The organism is Formosa sp. S-31 (assembly GCF_051172795.1).
In the GTDB taxonomy this organism is placed as follows: domain Bacteria; phylum Bacteroidota; class Bacteroidia; order Flavobacteriales; family Flavobacteriaceae; genus Formosa.
Genome location: NZ_JAENDK010000008.1, coordinates 1 through 19297 on the forward strand (window position 1 = coordinate 1; position 19297 = coordinate 19297).

Annotated in this window: 14 protein-coding genes, 1 tRNA gene and 1 pseudogene; 7 read left to right on the forward strand and 9 right to left on the reverse strand. The window is 36.5% G+C overall.

The window, feature by feature from the left end; genetic code table 11:
- Window positions 1-238: 238 nt before the first annotated feature.
- The gene (locus tag I3217_RS09650) at window positions 239-1489 is read right to left on the reverse strand and encodes a DUF2254 domain-containing protein (protein ID WP_435049552.1); all 1251 of its coding nucleotides are present in this window, start codon (window positions 1487-1489) and stop codon (window positions 239-241) included.
- 225 nt (window positions 1490-1714) lie between these two features.
- On the opposite strand from I3217_RS09650, the gene thrS reads away from it, so the two are divergent.
- From thrS to I3217_RS09680, 6 genes are all read left to right on the forward strand, one after another.
- Complete coding sequence (thrS, locus tag I3217_RS09655) at window positions 1715-3649, forward strand: threonine--tRNA ligase (protein ID WP_435049553.1); 1935 nt, start codon at window positions 1715-1717, stop codon at window positions 3647-3649.
- Between the two features lie 32 nt (window positions 3650-3681).
- The gene (gene infC / locus I3217_RS09660) at window positions 3682-4230 is read left to right on the forward strand and encodes a translation initiation factor IF-3 (RefSeq protein WP_435050300.1); all 549 of its coding nucleotides are present in this window, start codon (window positions 3682-3684) and stop codon (window positions 4228-4230) included.
- Window positions 4231-4289: 59 nt separating this feature from the next.
- The gene (gene rpmI, locus I3217_RS09665) at window positions 4290-4487 is read left to right on the forward strand and encodes a 50S ribosomal protein L35 (RefSeq protein ID WP_435049554.1); all 198 of its coding nucleotides are present in this window, start codon (window positions 4290-4292) and stop codon (window positions 4485-4487) included.
- A gap of 102 nt (window positions 4488-4589) precedes the next feature.
- The gene (gene rplT / locus I3217_RS09670) at window positions 4590-4934 is read left to right on the forward strand and encodes a 50S ribosomal protein L20 (protein WP_435049555.1); all 345 of its coding nucleotides are present in this window, start codon (window positions 4590-4592) and stop codon (window positions 4932-4934) included.
- Window positions 4935-5234: 300 nt separating this feature from the next.
- A complete protein-coding gene (locus tag I3217_RS09675) occupies window positions 5235-7859 on the forward strand; it encodes a twin-arginine translocation pathway signal protein (protein ID WP_435049556.1) in 2625 nt (874 codons plus the stop codon).
- Entirely contained in the window at window positions 7856-9943 is a 2088-nt protein-coding gene (locus I3217_RS09680; RefSeq protein ID WP_435049557.1) for a sulfatase-like hydrolase/transferase, read from the forward strand. The genes I3217_RS09675 and I3217_RS09680 overlap by 4 nt, the downstream gene beginning before the upstream one ends.
- A gap of 60 nt (window positions 9944-10003) precedes the next feature.
- On the opposite strand, the gene I3217_RS09685 is transcribed toward I3217_RS09680, so the two are convergent.
- Window positions 10004-10088, reverse strand: a tRNA-Ser gene (locus I3217_RS09685).
- A gap of 298 nt (window positions 10089-10386) precedes the next feature.
- Here I3217_RS09685 and I3217_RS09690 point away from each other — a divergent pair.
- Complete coding sequence (locus tag I3217_RS09690; protein ID WP_435049558.1) at window positions 10387-11580, forward strand: DegT/DnrJ/EryC1/StrS family aminotransferase; 1194 nt, start codon at window positions 10387-10389, stop codon at window positions 11578-11580.
- An 80-nt stretch (window positions 11581-11660) separates the two neighbouring features.
- Here I3217_RS09690 and ribB read toward each other — a convergent pair whose 3' ends face one another.
- From ribB to I3217_RS09725, 7 genes and pseudogenes are all read right to left on the reverse strand, one after another.
- Window positions 11661-12791 (reverse strand): 3,4-dihydroxy-2-butanone-4-phosphate synthase, encoded by a 1131-nt coding sequence (gene ribB / locus I3217_RS09695; protein ID WP_435049559.1) that lies wholly within the window; start codon window positions 12789-12791, stop codon window positions 11661-11663.
- A 45-nt stretch (window positions 12792-12836) separates the two neighbouring features.
- Entirely contained in the window at window positions 12837-14825 is a 1989-nt protein-coding gene (locus tag I3217_RS09700) for an LptF/LptG family permease (RefSeq protein ID WP_435049560.1), read from the reverse strand.
- Window positions 14826-14833: 8 nt separating this feature from the next.
- Window positions 14834-15475 (reverse strand): LolA family protein, encoded by a 642-nt coding sequence (locus I3217_RS09705; protein ID WP_435049561.1) that lies wholly within the window; start codon window positions 15473-15475, stop codon window positions 14834-14836.
- 1 nt (window position 15476) lies between these two features.
- On the reverse strand, window positions 15477-17918 hold the full coding sequence (locus tag I3217_RS09710) for a DNA translocase FtsK 4TM domain-containing protein (protein WP_435049562.1): 2442 nt from the start codon (window positions 17916-17918) through the stop codon (window positions 15477-15479).
- A gap of 65 nt (window positions 17919-17983) precedes the next feature.
- Complete coding sequence (locus tag I3217_RS09715) at window positions 17984-18352, reverse strand: diacylglycerol kinase family protein (RefSeq protein WP_435049563.1); 369 nt, start codon at window positions 18350-18352, stop codon at window positions 17984-17986.
- Window position 18353: 1 nt separating this feature from the next.
- Complete coding sequence (tpx, locus tag I3217_RS09720; protein ID WP_435049564.1) at window positions 18354-18851, reverse strand: thiol peroxidase; 498 nt, start codon at window positions 18849-18851, stop codon at window positions 18354-18356.
- A gap of 149 nt (window positions 18852-19000) precedes the next feature.
- Window positions 19001-19297, reverse strand: a pseudogene (locus I3217_RS09725) (thiol:disulfide interchange protein); the annotation flags it as partial.

A 19297-nucleotide genomic window follows, 5' to 3' on the forward strand; every position in this document is an offset into this window, starting at 1 on the left:
AAACTCCTGTAAATGAACGTCCGCTTACTCTTTCTCTACATCCCTCCTGCCGTAAGCGGGTGCAAATATACCACCCTTTTTCCTTAACTAACAAACTTTTTTATGCCTTTTTTTGAAAGTTTTTTTGAATCTATTATTTCTCAACATGTTATATCATATTTATTTTTCAAAAACCTTTATTTAAAAAGCACACTCCTTTTTTACTTATATATTAAATTCTCCAATACTAACTTATTTTTTAAGACAGAATGTTTTCCTTTAGTAGATCAATATCCTGTTTGTTTTCTAAGTGAGATTCAGCCCTTAGAAATGTATTTTTAGAATACAACTTCGCGACGCTTTCTATTTTCGACTGATTTACAAGGCTTAACGCATTAAATGTTTTTTGCAAGCGCAACATAACTTCTATATTACCAGCCCCATCTCTTGCTATAGGCCTAAAGGCATCGTCGAAAAAATCGGACATCTCTATACAATTAACTTCAACCCTATCATATTTTACATCCAGACTCTTATCGTCTTTTCGTTTGGCGTTCCATAAGAAAAAAAGTCGTTCATGACTTCCTATAATCTGAATTGCGGTTCCAGGGTCATTTATTCCCGGAGACAGCGCTCTACTGGCTATTTCTGTTAGCGCTATCAACCCAAACCTAGGATCGTCTTCAAACAATCTGTAGTGACCTATCTGGATTGCTTCATAAATCTTATCTTTTATATTAGTATTTTGCATCGGTAATGGCTCATTAATCAACGCTAACTCCGAATTTTCATTTACAAACTTACCTACCAGACAACACAATCTTATTTTCACATCATGTGCTTCTGCCAAGTCCTGCAATCCTTTTATATCTATAAATTGCACATAACCTGTAGACCTACTAAAAACAGCACTGCCTTTTTCGAATTCACCCATAATCGGCAACGCATTTAAATATGGTGCATTTATATAGGACTGAAGTGCTTTCTTTGCCACGGTTTCGACCTGTTTAATTGTATGCTCTAATCTCCCCAATCTAGAAATTCGGTCTACCCATCTTAAAAAAGTGACAATAACCACTGCAAATAACATCAGGGTAAAAACAAAAAGCACAAATCGTCCGGCCTTATCATAATATCCGTTTTTCAAAGCTATAGTTGCCACAATACTAAAAATAAACGCACCAATAAAAATAGAAAGTGCATATTGAGACACATCATCTGTAACCACGATTTTAAAAGATCTAGGGGTAGCGGTATTACTTGCCGCAGTAAAAGCCGAGATCATAGAGGCTACAGCAAAAGTGGCTATAACCAACATACTTGCCGAAATGGTATTTAGTAAACTTTCTATAGACTCTACAGCTATTACCGGCACCAGGTCGTTTAAACGGGTGCCATCAGCTTTATGCGATATTAAAGCACCTATAACGGAAAGAATACAGAATAGCAGAGGCCGAAACCACAAACTCCCCTTTAATTTATTTAAATAAAATTTGATCTTCTTCTTCATTGTTACTACAATTTATGATGATGGATTTTATTTAGAACTATACATATTATAGAATCAGTAATTCACACCTTAATTATATAGCTCTTTTTGTTCATCTACAAACCTTATCAGACTACACAAAACACTGTAATTTATTTTATAGCTGTAAGATTCTAAATTTACACATATATATTGTAACTCTATTTAGATACTATTATCTTTGCCTCTTCAATTTTAATATATAATATGATACAGATCACATTACCGGATGGTAGTATAAAATCGTTTGAAAAGAACACGACTCCAATGGATGTCGCGAAAAGCATTAGCGAAGGATTAGCAAGAAATGTAATTTCTGCCAGTTTTAACGGCACAACCGTTGAAACCGTTACCCCTTTAACCACCGACGGATCTTTAGTATTATATACCTGGAATAACGAGGAAGGCAAAAAAGCATTCTGGCATTCATCTGCTCACGTTTTAGCTCAGGCTATAGAAGAGTTATACCCAGGCGCCAAACTTACTATAGGACCAGCTATTGAAAACGGGTTTTATTATGATGTAGATTTTGGTGATAAATCGGTTTCTGATAAAGACTTTAAAGCTATCGAAAATAAAATGCTTGACATAGCTCGTGGAAAACACGACTTTAAAATGAGAGCTATTAGTAAAGCTGAAGCCTTAGAGACTTATAAGGACAATCCTTATAAAACCGAATTAATTGAAAATTTAGAAGATGGTACCATAACCTTCTGCGATCATTCAACGTTTACGGATTTATGTCGCGGAGGCCATATTCCGAATACAGGAATAATAAAAGCAGTTAAAGTACTATCAGTAGCTGGAGCATATTGGAGAGGAGATGAAAATAAACCTCAGCTTACTCGTGTATATGGTATTTCATTTCCGAAACAAAAAGAACTTACGGAATACCTTCATTTATTAGAAGAGGCTAAAAAACGCGATCACAGAAAACTAGGTAAAGAATTAGAATTATTCACATTTTCTTCTAAAGTCGGACAAGGATTACCTTTATGGTTACCAAAAGGTGCTGCAATTAGAGAACGCTTAGAGAGCTTTTTAAAAAAGGCACAAAAGAAAGCCGGATACGAAATGGTTGTTACGCCTCATATAGGTCAAAAAGAACTATATGTTACTTCTGGCCATTACGCAAAATACGGTGAAGACAGCTTTCAACCTATACACACCCCAAAAGAAGGTGAAGAATTTTTATTAAAACCAATGAACTGTCCGCATCACTGCGAGATTTACAACAGCACCCAGTGGTCTTATAAAGATTTACCAAAACGTTTTGCTGAATTTGGTACCGTTTACCGTTATGAGCAAAGTGGAGAACTCCACGGTTTAACACGAGTAAGAGGATTTACTCAGGACGATGCCCATATTTTCTGTACACCAGAACAATTAGACCAGGAATTTAAAAATGTTATCGATCTTGTACTCTATGTATTCGGATCGTTAGGATTCGAAAACTTTACCGCTCAGGTTTCTGTTAGAGATTTAGATAACCCTGATAAATATATAGGTAGTGTAGAAAACTGGAAAAAGGCTGAACAGGCGATTATCAATGCAGCCAAAGACAAAGGTTTAAATTACGTTATCGAATCTGGGGAAGCTGCATTCTACGGACCTAAATTAGATTTCATGGTTAAAGATGCCTTAGGCAGACAATGGCAATTAGGAACCATACAGGTAGATTATAATTTACCAGAGCGCTTCGACCTGTCTTATAAAGGCAGTGATAACGAAACCCATCGCCCGGTAATGATTCACCGTGCGCCTTTTGGAAGTATGGAACGTTTTATAGCTATTTTACTAGAACACACAGCTGGAAATTTCCCATTATGGTTAATGCCAGATCAGGCTATTATCCTGTCAATTAGTGAGAAATATGAAAAATACGCTGAAAAAGTTTTAAATTTGCTAGAAAATCACGAAATTCGCGCCCTCGTAGACCATAGAAATGAGACGATTGGGAAGAAAATTAGAGAGGCAGAAATGAAAAAAATCCCATTCATGATCATTATTGGTGAGAATGAGGAAAAAGAAAATAAAATATCTGTGCGTCAACACGGTGGCGAAGATTTAGGAGCAATTACCATCGAGGAATTTGCAAAAATCGTTGAAACCGAGACAAACAAAACATTAAAACAGTTTTAAATAAGTTTAACTAAAATTTTATAGCCATAGCAATACGTAGAAAAAAACAAGCCCCGAGAAGGGTTGAAAAAGAAGATCAGCATAGAATTAACTCTAAGATTAGAGTTGAAGAAGTGAGATTAGTAGGTGACAATGTAGAAATTGGAGTATATCCAATTAAGCAAGCTTTAGCCATTGCCGAAGAGCAAGAGCTGGATCTTGTTGAAATTTCGCCTAAAGCAGTGCCTCCTGTTTGTAAAGTTATGGATTATAAAAAGTTTCTTTACGAGCAAAAGAAACGTGATAAAGCTTTAAAGTCGAAGGCCACTAAAGTTATTGTAAAAGAAATTCGTTTCGGACCACAAACAGACGATCACGATTACGAGTTTAAAAAGAAACACGCAGAAAAGTTCTTAAAAGAAGGTGCTAAATTAAAAGCTTTTGTATTCTTTAAAGGACGTTCTATCGTCTTCAAAGAACAAGGTCAGATTTTATTGCTGCGTTTAGCACAGGACCTTGAAGAGTATGGAAAGGTAGAACAAATGCCAAAACTGGAAGGTAAACGTATGACAATGTTTATCGCGCCTAAAAAAACAAAATAACCCTGAATATTTTCAGGTTTAAAATAATAAGCGAAATAAATAAAAACTAGGAGAAGAAGATGCCTAAAATGAAAACAAAATCTAGTACCAAAAAACGTTTCAAGTTAACAGGTACTGGGAAGATCAAAAGAAAGCACGCTTTTAAAAGTCACATCTTAACAAAGAAGTCTAAAAAGCGTAAGCTAGCGTTAACTCACAGTGGATTAGTTCACGATCATGATGTTAACAGCATTAAAGAACAATTACGTTTAAAGTAATATTTGTTCTGGTTACAATTATTTAATAACCCTGGAGTTAGGCCTAAATTACAAAGTGTCAATATAAAATTGACCGCCTACTACAAAAAACACATTTAAGAAATGCCAAGATCAGTAAATTCAGTAGCTAAAAGAGCCAGAAGAAAAAAGGTTCTTAAGCAAGCAAAAGGTTACTTCGGACGTCGTAAAAACGTTTGGACAGTAGCAAAAAATGCGGTTGATAAAGCGATGTTATATTCGTACAGAGACCGTAGAAATAAAAAGAGAACATTCCGTGCTTTATGGATTACGCGTATTAACGCGGGAGCCAGACAATACGGATTATCTTATTCTCAATTCATGGGTAAATTAAAAGCTAACAATATCGAATTAAACCGTAAGGTTTTAGCCGATTTAGCGATGAATAACCCTGAAGCTTTTGAAGCAATAGTAAACAAAGTAAAATAAGGCGCTGAGCCTAATTGTATAACATTTCGCTTATAAAAACCGACTCACTAGAGTCGGTTTTTTTTATTTCAATATTCAGCATTAATCTAACAGCTTCATAATTCGTTAGAAAAAAATACCTACATTTATTTAAATCAGATACGCTCCTACTTCATTTCTATTTTCCTGGCTAAAAAAGACAAATATCTCCCCTTTTTTGGAAAACCTTTCCCTAAGAATAAACTAAAATATTAATTAGATTTAGCCTAACCCGAATAAAAACAACCAGAAGAAAACTAACCGAGAAGATATTTATTCAAAATGAAACGTAGAACTTATATAAAAACAATCACCCTTGGCTCGCTATTGCCATTGGTTAACTCAGCCTTTGGTTTTATAAACACAGCACATCACCTTAATAAAACCACCAATAATGTCAGTTTTAAAAGCAACTGGCATAACTGGCCAGACATGAAATGGGCCGGACCAGAATACTGGGGCAACCGTCTTCAGGACTGGGAAATCAACAAAAGAAAGTTGATCTGTTCCGTAACAGGCTTTAACCGTACTTTACATGCACTAACACTACAAAATAGAACGAACAATACACCGCTCCACATTTCAACCATAATTACTAAACTTAATGCCAACATAGATTATATAGAAACTGGTTGTGTTGGTATAATCTTAGGCGCTAAAGGTAAGTTTTCCGACTTTCGTTCGGCAGCCGTTTTCGGAAAAGGTTTCGAAGTTGGCCTTACCCCACAAGGGCAATTAAAAATAGGTGATATTTATATCAACACAGGATTAAATAGAATTCCCGACAGTTTTAAACTTGATTTTAATACCGCTATTACAAACAGCTCTACTTCCGCTGTTGTACAAATTATCAATCCAATAACTAATAGTCTTATTTACGAAACAAAACCTGTTTCTTTAGACAATTTAGACCTAAGAGGCAATTTCGCTCTATTAGCAAGTTTTGGTAAAACTCAGAAAACAGACGCCGAACAACCAAGTATTTCTTTCCAACATTGGAAGATTTCCTCTCCGTCATTATTTCAAAAAGAAGACAATGTTTATGGACCTATTTGCTTTGCTCAATACACTCTTCATCGTAAGAAACTAAAATTAACAGCCCAATTAGCACCTATAGAGCACATAAAAAATCATAAGGTATTACTGGAATTTAAAAGAAATGACCAATGGATTATCGAGGAAGAAACTAAAGTAATTCATTCCGGTAGAGCTATTAATTTTAAAATTGACAATTGGACAACTGAATCTGATATTCCCTATCGTATTTCCGTAGAAATCCCGGTAGGTAATAATATAAATAAATACAATTATGAAGGAACTATAGCCGCCGAACCAAAAAACAATGACCAATTAAAAGTTGCTGTATTTAGTTGTAATGCTCACTTTGGTTTCCCTGATACTGATATACCAGAAAGTTTAAACAAGTTGGAATACGATATGAGTGTATTTCTTGGAGATCAGTTTTATGAAAGTACCGGTGGCTTCGGGGCTCAATATTCTGGTAATTTCGACAAACAATGTCTCGATTATTTACGAAAATGGATGATGTTTGGCTGGTCGTACCGCGAAATTTTCAGACATAAACCCTGTGCCATTATTCCCGACGACCACGATGTATATCATGGAAATATCTGGGGTTCCGGTGGTGAACTTGCAGATACTTCAGAAGGTTTCTATGCCTCAGCACAAGATAAAGGAGGATACAAAATGTCCCCGGAATGGGTTAATATGGTTCAATTTACCCAAACCAGTCATTTACCAGATGCCTTCGACCCCACTCCTGTAAAAAATAATATCGGTGTGTACTATACGCAATGGCATTATGCAGGAATAAGCTTTGCCATACTTGAGGACCGTAAATTTAAATCGGCACCAAAAAGTGTTCTACCAAAAGAGGCGCAGGTCTACAATGGCTTTATTCGAAACAAAGATTTTGATATTAAACAATATAAAAATTTAAAAGCTGAATTATTAGGGGTTCGTCAGGAAAAATTTCTGGAACATTGGGTAGAAGATTGGTCGGACGACACCCAAATGAAAGCCGTACTGTCTCAAACCAATTTCACCACTGTGGCGACTTTACCTAAAGGCACTTTAACAGATGATATAGTACCATCATTGGAAATTCCTGAAAGAGGACAATACATTTCCGGCGATGCTCCTACAGTAGACATGGATTCAAATGGATGGCCATCAAATAAGCGGGATAAAGCGGTTAACATTATCAGTAAAGCCATGGCTTTTCATATTGCTGGAGACCAACATTTAGGATCGTTTATACAATATGGGCTGGACGATTATGAGCAGGGAAGTTATGCTTTTGCCGGGCCGGCCTTAAACAATATCTGGCCGCGACGCTTCTGGCCCGAGGTTAATTCAACAAATCATACTGTTGAAACCCCAGCTTACACAGGAAATCATATAGATGGCTTTGGCAATAAATTCACTTTACATGCCGTAGGCAATCCTTATAACAGGCATCAAGAACCAGAAATTTTATACAATAGAGCCAATGGCTTTGGCCTAGTTACTTTCGACAAAAAATACCGGACCATAAAAACAGATTGTTATGAACGTTTTAAAGATGTTCTACAACAAGACGCCCAATACCCGGGATGGCCAATTAGTGTAAGGCAGGAAGATAACCTTCTAAAACATGCAAATTTTTATTTACCTGTATTAAAATTATTAAACTTTAAACAACTACCGCTCCTAAAAGTCTATCAGAACGATCAATTGGTATACGCTCAGAGAATTCCAGAAGCAATATATCAACCTAAAGCTAAATTTAAAGGCTCCTATCAAATAATAATTGTTCATACTGAAACGGGAAAATCTAAAGATTATGGCACCCATAAAGCTTTGAATAAATCGCTACAACAGCGAACCATTAACATTTCGCAATGAAAACACAACTAACAATTATACTTTTCATTTTAATTCAAATTGTTGGGTACACCCAAACAAATACTAAACTCAAAAACTCGAAACCCAATATTATCTTTATACTAACAGACGATTTAGGTTACGGAGATATTGGAGTATTCTTTCAAAATGAAAGACAATTAAAAGCAGATACCACAGAGCCATGGACCTCAACTCCAAACCTTGATAATATGGGGCATCAAGGCGCTATGTTAACAAATCATTATGTTGCCGCTCCGGTTTGTGCACCTTCAAGGGCGTCTTTACTCAGCGGTTTAAGTCAGGGACATGCCAATGTAAGAAATAATCAATTCGACAAAGCCCTTGCTAACAATTATACTATTGGTAATGTATTACAAATAGCGGGTTATACAACGGCGGTTATTGGAAAGTGGGGACTTCAAGGAGACATTCGCTATTCTAAACACGGCGATTCCTGGCCTGGACATCCCATTAACAGAGGGTTTGACTATTTCTATGGCTATATGCGTCATACAGACGGACATGAACACTATCCCAATGAAGGCATTTACCGTGGTACAAAAAGCGTTTATGAAAATACTACTGAAATTAAAAATGGTTTAGATAAATGTTACACGGGAGACCTTTGGACAGCGGCAGCCAAGCATTGGATTACAACTCAGGTTAGAGAAGTACAAAAGCCATTTTTCTTGTTTTTAAGTTATGATACCCCTCATGCTGTTTTAGAGCTACCAACACAGGCCTACCCCAAATCCGGAGGTTTGCAGGGAGGTATTCAATGGATAGGTAAACCAGGTAATATGATAAATACTGCTAGTGGAGAAGTTGACTCTTATGTTCATACAGATTATGAAAATGCCACGTATAATCACGATAAAGTTAAATCTACTCCGGAAATAGCCTGGCCAGAGACCTATAAGCGTTACGCTACTGCTGTACGACGAATAGATGATGCCATGGGAGACTTAACACAGTTATTAAAAGATTTGAATATCGAAGACAATACTTTAGTTGTATTCACATCAGATAACGGACCATCGAGAGAATCGTATTTACCTAAGGGATACACCGCAAACTCACCTGAATTTTTCGATAGTTTCGGTCCGTTTGATGGTATTAAGCGTGATATTCTTGAAGGAGGTATGCGTGTACCTACCATAGTAAAATGGCCGGAAACCATTCCTGAAAATGTAAAAATTACAACACCAAATATTGCTTACGACTGGCTAGCTACTTTTGCAGATGCTGCCGGCTTTTCACCTCCGGCAAATACAGATGGGGTATCACTTTTACCTGGATTAACTGGAAAAGGATTACAAAGAGAAAGTGTAATCTACTCAGAATATGACGTAAACGGAACAACACCTGATTATAAAGATTTTTACGAAGGCAACCGTAAACGAACAAGAAATCAAATGCAACTTATCAGAAAAGGGGATTATTTAGGACTAAGATATGATATACAAGATACTAAATCCGATTTCGAAATTTACAACATAAGAAAAGACACACACGAAACTAACAATTTAGCCATAGGAGGTGGTGTCGAAGACATACAACTGTGGATGAAAGACAGGGTGTTACAAATACGCAGACCAGACTCCGCTGCCCCAAGACCCTACGATACTACTTTAATACCTGCTGTAATCAGAACCCGACTGAGAAAAGGACTAAATTATAAAACTTACACAGGCTTTTTTAACTGGCTACCTAAGACGGAGCTATTAATACCAAAAGCTGCAGGTGTGCTAAAAAGTACTACTCCAATTAAACTCAAAAAGAAAAAGCACGACGTTTTCCTTCTTGAAGGATATATCCAGGTTCCGGAAGACGGCAGCTATACTTTAACCTGCAACAGTACAGGAAAATTTATAGTTAAAATACATGATGCTCTCGTAATTGATGCCGATTACAACTATACTCCAAGAAAAGAGCAATCTGCAAACATACATTTAAAACACGGCTTACATCCAATAAAAATCTACCTGAACAACCCTGAACAACAAAATAAACCTTTACAACTTAAATGGAGTAAAGCAGAAACTAACACGCCCTTTGAAATGCTCTATTATTACGACAAGTAATTTATTGAATTCTAAATAAAACAAGAAACCCTTGTAATCGTAGAATTACAAGGGTTTTTGCGGAGAAAGAGGGATTCGAACCCCCGGAGGTGTGACCCTCAACAGTTTTCAAGACTGCCGCATTCGACCACTCTGCCATTTCTCCTTGAGTGTCTCATCAGGTATTCCCTGATTGCGGGTGCAAATATAAGACCCTTTTTCGATTCTATCAAACAATTCTAACAAAAAATATTATTTTTTTCACCTAAAAAAATCTACACACTGAAAATCAAACATATATCTAACAAGAAAGTTTACACTAAATGTAGAGTAGTCTATTAAATACCGTTAAAGATCAACACCAATACTAAGTTTCCCCCCATCGTCATTACTTTAAGTATTAATTTCTCCTTTAAAAATCCTTTGTTATATCGTACATTTGAATCCAATTATAAAATGAACTCATGCCTGGATTCGAACTTTTTGGCCCATCAGAACATAAAGAAGTAAACGATGTTTTAGATAGTGGCATTTTAATGCGATATGGTTTCGACGCTATGCGAAACGGACACTGGAAAGCAAAATCACTGGAACAAGAATTACAAACAGAAATGCAAGTTAAACATGCCCAACTGGTTTCCTCTGGTACTGCTGCTGTTTCTGTTGCTTTAGCCGTTGCCGGTATTGGAGCCGGAGATGAAGTTATACTCCCTACCTTTACCTTTGTTGCCAGTTTTGAAGCCGTTTTAATGCTTGGAGCTATTCCTGTACTTGTAGATATAGACGATACTTTAACCTTGGATTTAGTAGCCGTTAAAAACGCCATTACACCAAAAACTAAGGCTATCATGCCGGTACATATGTGCGGAAGTATGGCACGATTAAAAGAATTAAAAGACATTTGTAAAACCAATAATCTAAAATTAATAGAAGATGCCTGTCAGGCTATTGGTGGTACTTACCAAGGCAAACCTCTGGGGACATATGGCGACCTGGGATGCTTTTCCTTCGACTTTGTAAAAACCATTACTGCTGGTGAAGGTGGCGCTGTTATTACCAATAATGATGATTACGCCATCTGTGCAGATCAGTTTAGCGACCACGGGCACGACCATGTGGGTTCTGACCGAGGTGCTGAATCTCACCCGTATTTAGGTTACAATTTCAGGATTTCCGAATTACATGCCGCTGTGGGGCTTGCGCAATTAAGACGATTAAAGGACTTTATTTCGATTCAGAAAAAACATTATACCATACTTAAAGACGCTTTAGCTACTATTCCCGAAATCACCTTTAGAACTATTCCTGAAGAAGGAGAAGAAAACTATTCGTTTTTAAGCTTCTTTTTACCTAATCTGGATAAAGCCAATGCCGCCATGACTGCATTAAAAGACAATGGAATTGATGGTTGTTTTCATTATTACAATAACAACTGGCATTATGTAAGAAAATGGGAACATTTAAAGGAAGTAAAAAGCCTTTACCCTATTTCGCCTCAAATTAAAGAAGCTTTAGGAAAATTAAAAACACAATCCTTTAATCAGTCAGACTTCTTTATCGGCCGTAATATATCCTGTCTGATAAAATTATCATGGACCGAAGAAGAGGTAAAGCAGCGCGCTTCAAAAATGGTTGAAGCCATACAAAGTGTATTATAACTTTCTTGTACGATTATAAATAATAAAAGCCACCTAAACGGTGGCTTTTTATTGTTCTAAACAAAACTGTTTTCTTTCTTCTAATAATTTACATATTCGGTAATTTCCAAACCATAACCAATCATTCCTACACGCTTGGTTTGTCCGCTATTGGATAATAATCGTAATTTATGAATTTCCAAATCATGTAAAATCTGCGCTCCAATACCAAAATCTTTGGTATCCATAACCACACTGGGAGCTTTCACTACAGTTTCCGGCTTTTGCATATCTTTTAAAACCGATAATCGATTAAGTAAATTGATAGCCTTTGGCTCCTGATTTATGAAGATTATAGCTCCGCTCCCCGCTTCATTTATTACCTTAAACATATTATCCAACTGTGCATCTGCATCGTTGGTTAAAGTTCCTAAAATATCGTTATTAATTAAGGTTGAATTTACTCGCGTAAGTACAGGCTCATCAGACTTCCACTGCCCTTTGGTTAAAGCAATATGAATTTGATTGTTCGTCGTCTGCAGATAAGCTCTTAAACGGAAACGCCCAAAACGGGTTTCAATATCAAAATCTTCTTTCTTTTCTATCAGCGAATCATGTTGCATGCGGTAAGCAACCAGATCTTCTATAGAAACCACTTTTAAATCGAATTTTTTAGCCACTTCCATAAGTTGAGGCAAGCGTGCCATAGAACCGTCTTCGTTCATTATTTCCACAATAATCCCTGCCGGAGGTAACCCAGCCAATCTAGCAAAATCTATAGCAGCTTCGGTATGTCCGGTACGTCTTAACACGCCTCCATCTTTAGCCACCAAAGGAAAAATATGTCCAGGTCGGGACAATTCAAAACCCTTAGTTTCGGGATCGATTAAAGCCTGAACAGTCTTAGCACGATCGCTTGCCGAAATTCCCGTAGTAACACCATTTCCTCTTAAATCCACCGATACGGTAAAAGCCGTCTCCATATGGTCGGTATTATTACTAACCATCATTTGTAAATCCAACGCTTTACAGCGTGTTTCGGTTAACGGGGCACAAATTAAACCACGCCCGTGTGTAGCCATAAAATTAACCATCTCTGGTGTTGCCTTAGATGCTGCGGCAACAAAATCGCCTTCATTTTCCCGGTCTTCATCGTCTACGACAATAATTACCTTACCATTTCGGATATCGTCTATGGCTTCCTTAATACTATCTAATTTAATGGATGGCATTTTAGTTAATTTAGATTCTGTCATCATGTTGCAAAGATATTGCTTTTAGTTTAAAAGTTGCACCGCATATCTACTTAAGTCTTCTTTAGCTTTTTGTTTGGTTAGAACATAAACTATTGGATATAAGAACAAACCTAAAATAAACATAAAGACGTTTGGTGACTTCTGTCTTTGGTTAATATGCTTATAAAACGTAGAAATTTTTAAGTGCTGAATTATATAGGTTATTAAAAATAAGACGAAACTGATAACACTTATTAAAAGTGTAGTTGATGCCAGTTGTGGCAATTTGTTATTATTGAAAACAAAAAATAATATTAGTGGTATTACTCCTGTGCAATAAAACACAAATGCTAGTTTAGAGAACAACGTAAATTTTGAAACAAGACGTTTAGAAATATCGAATGCCGGGTCTATATTTACCCCTTTACTCCTTATAGCGTCTAAACTTAAATTTCTACGTTCCAAAGTCTGAAGCGCCTCTATCTTTCCTAAAGGATGATAATTATAAGAGGTAGGATCTTTAATAATCTCAAGTAATTTATCTTCTTTATACCTGTTAAAATCGGCAAAATCCCAACTGTAACCGTCGTTGTCAGAATCTGTATTTTTATTCTTTATTGATAACAATTTCTTTATCGGTTCAATAATATGATCGAACTCAAACAAACCTTTATCGGCCGTAGCACGACGGGTTAAAAACACACTTAGCGGCAACATAATTAATGTAGAGAACCAGGACGCTAAAATTGGATTGAAACTACCGTCCTTGGCACTGTTTTTAGCAAAAATTCCGATAAAATGATACGTTAAAAACAAGAGTATCGCCACAACCATAGGTAAGCCCAGCCCTCCTTTTCGAATTAAAGCTCCTAAAGGCGCCCCTACGAAAAACAGAATAACGCAAGCAAAGCCTAATGACAACTTTTCATGTAAAGCTATAACATGTTTATTTACCCAGGACGACTTGGCTTTAAACGATTTTTCATTGGTATAAATAATCTGCTTTGTACTGGATGTGCTATTGTAAGCCATTTCTACAATTTGCAATTTCTCGTAAGTAGAAAAAATATCTAGCACATTACTCCCTGTAAAAATAGAATCCTTTTTAGGTTTTATTCCTCCATTAAGATTCTTTACCCCAAAGCGATTATAAACGTTCTTTGAAAACGCCTCGTAATCTTCGATTTCCTGTTGCTTTAAAGAATCTATGGTATATGTTAGATCGGAAATATCTAACATATTGTATTTATCTGTTACATTTTTCTCTTCCAGATCTATATCGTTCAACTGCGATAAGTCTGTATTTATGGTATAGGTTTTAAAGCTGCTTTTGGTTAATGGTCTGCGGCGTCTTTCCTTAGCCTTTTTAGGCGGTGTATCGTCATAATAATTTCCATCCTTAAGAATAAGCTTTAAAACATCTGAAGTCTCCTGCCCTATTAACTCGCCTTCTTTGGCTATAATAGTTGTGTAGTTGCCAGAACCTGTTTCAGCTTTTTTATGAATAACCACATCGTGAAGATACTGCCCTTTATCTCCGGTCTTCTTCGCCACCTTAATATTTATAGTACCTACCTCGTTAAACTGCCCTTCGGCAATTGCCATTGCAGGTTTTAATTTTGCGATATTTTTCCTCAAGTTATACGAATTATATTCGCCCCAGGGAATGACATTATTCGCAAAGAAAAAAGTTACTACCCCAAGTAATACGATAAACACACTTAAGCCCGCCATAGCACGCTGTAATGAAATCCCTGTAGATTTCATGGCAGCAAACTCGTAGTTTTCGGCAAAACTACCAAACACCATTATTGAAGATAACAAAATGGTAAGCGGTAACACCAATGGTATTAATTTAGGAGCATAATACATTAGGAATTTAAAGATGATAATAACATCTAAATCTTTACCTGCCAGCTCCTTTATAAATAGCCAGATAGTCTGTAATATAAAAATCAGCATGAGAATAATAAACACGCTGAAAAAAGTTTTTAAATAGGTCGTTAATATGTAACGGTCTAATATTTTCAAGAAGACGCTTAATTAAGGTTATTGATGTAAAAGTCCTTGTATTTATTTTTATCGAAAGTAAACATGGCTTTAGATAACGTTTCGTTTGTTTCAAACTCCGTTACCGTTAGCGTTGTTTTCGTGCCGTTTTTTCCTACTTCGATTAAGTTATAAATATGATTCGTTTGCGGGTCTATTCCTAAAAGTACATGCTGAATTTCGGAATTAGAATCAATCGGCATCAATTTCACATACTGAATTTTTCTGCCTTTAATATTCTGTTCAATGTCCATAGCATATGTATATCCATCATTATAAAAAGACAACATTTTACTTGGCGTAATACTATTTTCGTCGTTAGGATCTTCTTTAGAAATGGTCACTTCTTCATCCTCCGGATTTATAGTATATAAGGTTTTACCGTCGAATATTCTGGTAATACCAAGAATATTCAAAACATACTTATCTCCCTGCATTACCACATCGCCACGCGTCTCCTGATTGATATTTTCGGCTTCATTGTGTAAAACATATTTAAAGTCTAAAGCAATATTATCGTAAGACTGTACCTTTTTAGATACCTGATCCAGTAACGATTTGGCTTTGGCATCGTTTTGAGAAAAACCAATTACAGTAAAACAAAGGGCTATGGAAAGAATTAATGATTTCATTTTAAATGTTGTTTTCATTTTCTAATAATTGTTCTAAAGCGATAAGATCTGTAACCAAAACCTGTCTGGCTTTACTGCCTTCAAAAGGTCCGACTATACCGGCAGCTTCCAGCTGATCGATTAATCGGCCGGCACGGTTATAGCCCAGTTTTAATTTACGTTGCAGTAAAGAAGCTGAACCCTGCTGTGCTGTTACAATAACTTCGGCAGCTTCTCTGAACAGTTTATCGCGATCAGAAATATCAATATCAAGATTTGTGCCACCTTCTTCACCAACATACTCCGGTAATAAATAGGCATCAGGATAGGCTTTTTGTGAACCGATAAACTCCGTTATCTTTTCTACTTCCGGTGTATCGACAAAAGCACATTGTATACGAATCATATCGTTACCCTGCGTGTACAACATATCTCCTCGACCTATTAACTGATCAGCACCTGAGCCATCTAAAATGGTACGCGAATCTATTTTTGAAGTTACTCTAAAAGCTATTCTTGCCGGGAAGTTCGCCTTAATAATACCTGTAATTACATTTACCGAAGGACGCTGAGTGGCAATTATTAAGTGTATACCAATGGCACGTGCCAACTGTGCCAATCTGGCAATTGGCGTTTCTACTTCCTTACCGGCTGTCATAATTAAATCGGCAAACTCATCGACTACCAATACGATATATGGTAAAAAGTGGTGTCCATCGTTCGGATTTAATTTTCGGGCTTTAAACTTCGCATTATACTCCTTCAGGTTACGACACATGGCGTTTTTAAGCATCTCGTATCGGTTGTCCATTTCAATACAAAGCGAGTTCAGCGTGTTAATTACCTTGGTGTTATCGGTTATAATAGCATCTTCGCTATCTGGTAATTTTGCCAGATAATGGCGTTCAATTTTATTAAATAAAGTAAGTTCTACTTTTTTAGGATCAACCAAAACAAACTTAACTTCCGCCGGGTGTTTTTTATACAATAACGATGTTAAAACTGCATTAAGTCCTACCGATTTCCCCTGACCCGTTGCCCCTGCCATTAGCAAGTGAGGCATTTTTGCAAGATCGACAACAAAGGTTTCGTTACTAATGGTTTTCCCTAGTGCAATAGGTAATTCCATTTCGGACTTCTGGAATTTCTGCGCAGCAATAACCGAACGCATAGATACGATGGTAGAATCTGTATTTGGCACCTCGATACCAATCGTTCCTTTACCCGGAATAGGTGCTATAATACGAATCCCCAAAGCCGATAATGACAAGGCGATATCGTCTTCCAGGTTTTTAATTTTCGAAATACGTACTCCCGCTTCTGGTACTATTTCATATAAAGTTACGGTAGGCCCAATGGTTGCCTTAATACTGGCTATACCAATTTTATAATTATTCAGGGTTTCTACAATTCTGTTTTTATTGTTCTCGAGCTCTTCCTGATTTACCGTTATTCCTTCGGAATCATATTTTTTAAGTAACTCTAATGGCGGGAACTGATACTTTCCTAATTCGAGTGTAGGGTCGAATAAACCAAAATCTTCAACCAGTTTGTTAGCTAAATTATCGGTTTCGGAAAGTTCTTCCTGAGTCGTTTCAACTTCAATATTTAATTCCGAAGCAGACTCTATCGAGGCTTCTTCTTTAGCTGTTTCAACTTCAAAAGTATTAGTTACAACAGGTTCTTCCTGTACGGGTTCTTTTGGCATAACCTGAGGTTCCGCCACATGAACGTCTTGTTTTGGTGTAAATGATTCTTCCAAAGACACCTCATAAGCTGCCCTAATTTCCTCAGCTTCGGCCGTTAAATTATTATCTACAGCAAAATCGGCATGCTCTTCTTTTTCCTTTTTAAACTCTTCTGAAATTCCTTTTTTAGCCGATTTAAAAAATTCTGAAATCGAATGAAACGTCAGCTTAAATCGAGACGCCAGATAAACAATCAGGGCAAAAAGAAGTAATAAAGCAACCCCTAAAACCCCGATATAATCCCTTAAAAACGAATTGGTCTCGAAACCTACAGTACCTCCTAGCACGGAATACTTTTCTCCAAAAAAACCAAAAAATATGGAAATCCATAACACCAGATACAAGCCCCAAAACCAGTGTCTGCGCAACTTGCTTCTGTTTATATCTAAAAGCACATGAAGTCCGGACAAAATTAAAAGTCCCGAGAAAATAAAGGCTGCAACACCAAAACCACGATATATAAATACATCACTTAACCAGGCACCAAATTTTTTGACCCAGTTACTGGCTTCCGTATCACGGACAGAAAATTCGTTTAAAATACTTTGATCGGCTTTACCTGTAAAGAAATAAGATAAAAACGCTGTACCTAAAATAATACCTAAAATAATAAGAAAACTACCTACTATTAATTTCTGTTGGTTAGTTAATTTTAGATCTGGTTTTTTAAATTTTGGTGAACTTGGTTGTTTAGTTTTGGTTTTCTTTTTAGCCATCAACGCCTCGTTGTTAATTTGAACAAAAATACAAATTACTAACGTTTATCCTAAAGGTATATTATTTAAAATACCTTAGGCATATAAATTATAAGACCAACCAATACTGCTGCTGTTGCAGCAATAAACACAGCCCCTGCAGAGATATCTTTTATAAAGCCTATTTTGGAGTTAAAATCGGGGTGAATAAAATCGGCCATGGCTTCTATTGCGGTATTCAGTCCCTCTGTTCCCATAACAATACCAATAGCAAGAATCTGAACCATCCATTCTGTTGAAGATATGTGATAATAAAAGCCTGCAGCCGTAGTAAGTAACCCAATAAAAAACTGAATTTTAATACTGGATTCTGTTTTTAAGAGTAGGATTGCGCCTTTAAGCGCATACCCTACACTTTTTACTCTGTTGACAAAAAACGAGTCTTTTTTGGCCATATTACACAGCGTCTAATGCTGCTTTGTAATTAGGTTCGTCTACTGTTTCGGCTACTTGTTCTGTATATTTTACTGTTCCGTTTTCATCCAAAACCACGACACAACGAGACAATAAAGTTTCTAATGGTCCTGTTGTAAAATCCAAACCATAAGCCTTCCCAAAACTACCATCTTTAAAATCGGATAAGGAAATTACATTATCCAGACCTTCGGCACCACAAAAACGAGCCTGTGCAAATGGTAAATCGCGTGAAATACAAAGTACTTTTGTGTTTTCCAGTTCACTGGCCGTTTTATTAAATTCTCTTACCGATTGCGCACACGTTCCTGTATCTACACTAGGAAAAATATTTAAAATTACTTTACTCCCACTAAAGTCACTAAGCGTTTTAGAACCCAGATCTGTTGTTGTTAATGTAAAATCCGGAGCTTTGGTTCCTACTTTTGGAAGTTCTCCTGATGTCTGTATTGCATTACCTTTTAAGGTTACTGTTGCCATAATTGAATTATTTTTTTTTATTGAGTATTAAAAGTACAAATTATTGACTTTTATATCGGCTCCTTTTGGGATTTTTTTAAGACAAAAAAAATCACTTTAATCATTTCTGACTAAAGTGATTTCCCCGAAAAACAATAATTAATTTCTAATTATTTAAACTTTGAAATACCTTCATTTAACCAGGTTTTATACTCGGCTACATCTGGTGTATAACCTACTGGCTCGATTAAGGTATTTTCCTCATGATCCATGATAACATAGAACGGCTGAGAATTGGCTTTGTATCTGCTTGCCTGTAAATCGCTCCACTTATCGCCGTAGTCTTTCATAACTTTTCCCGGACGAGAAGCATATTCTACTTTCATATCTTCCGGTAGTTCCTTTTTATCGTCTACATAAAGTGAGATCAACACAACATCGTTCTTTAAAATATTCAGGATTTCTGG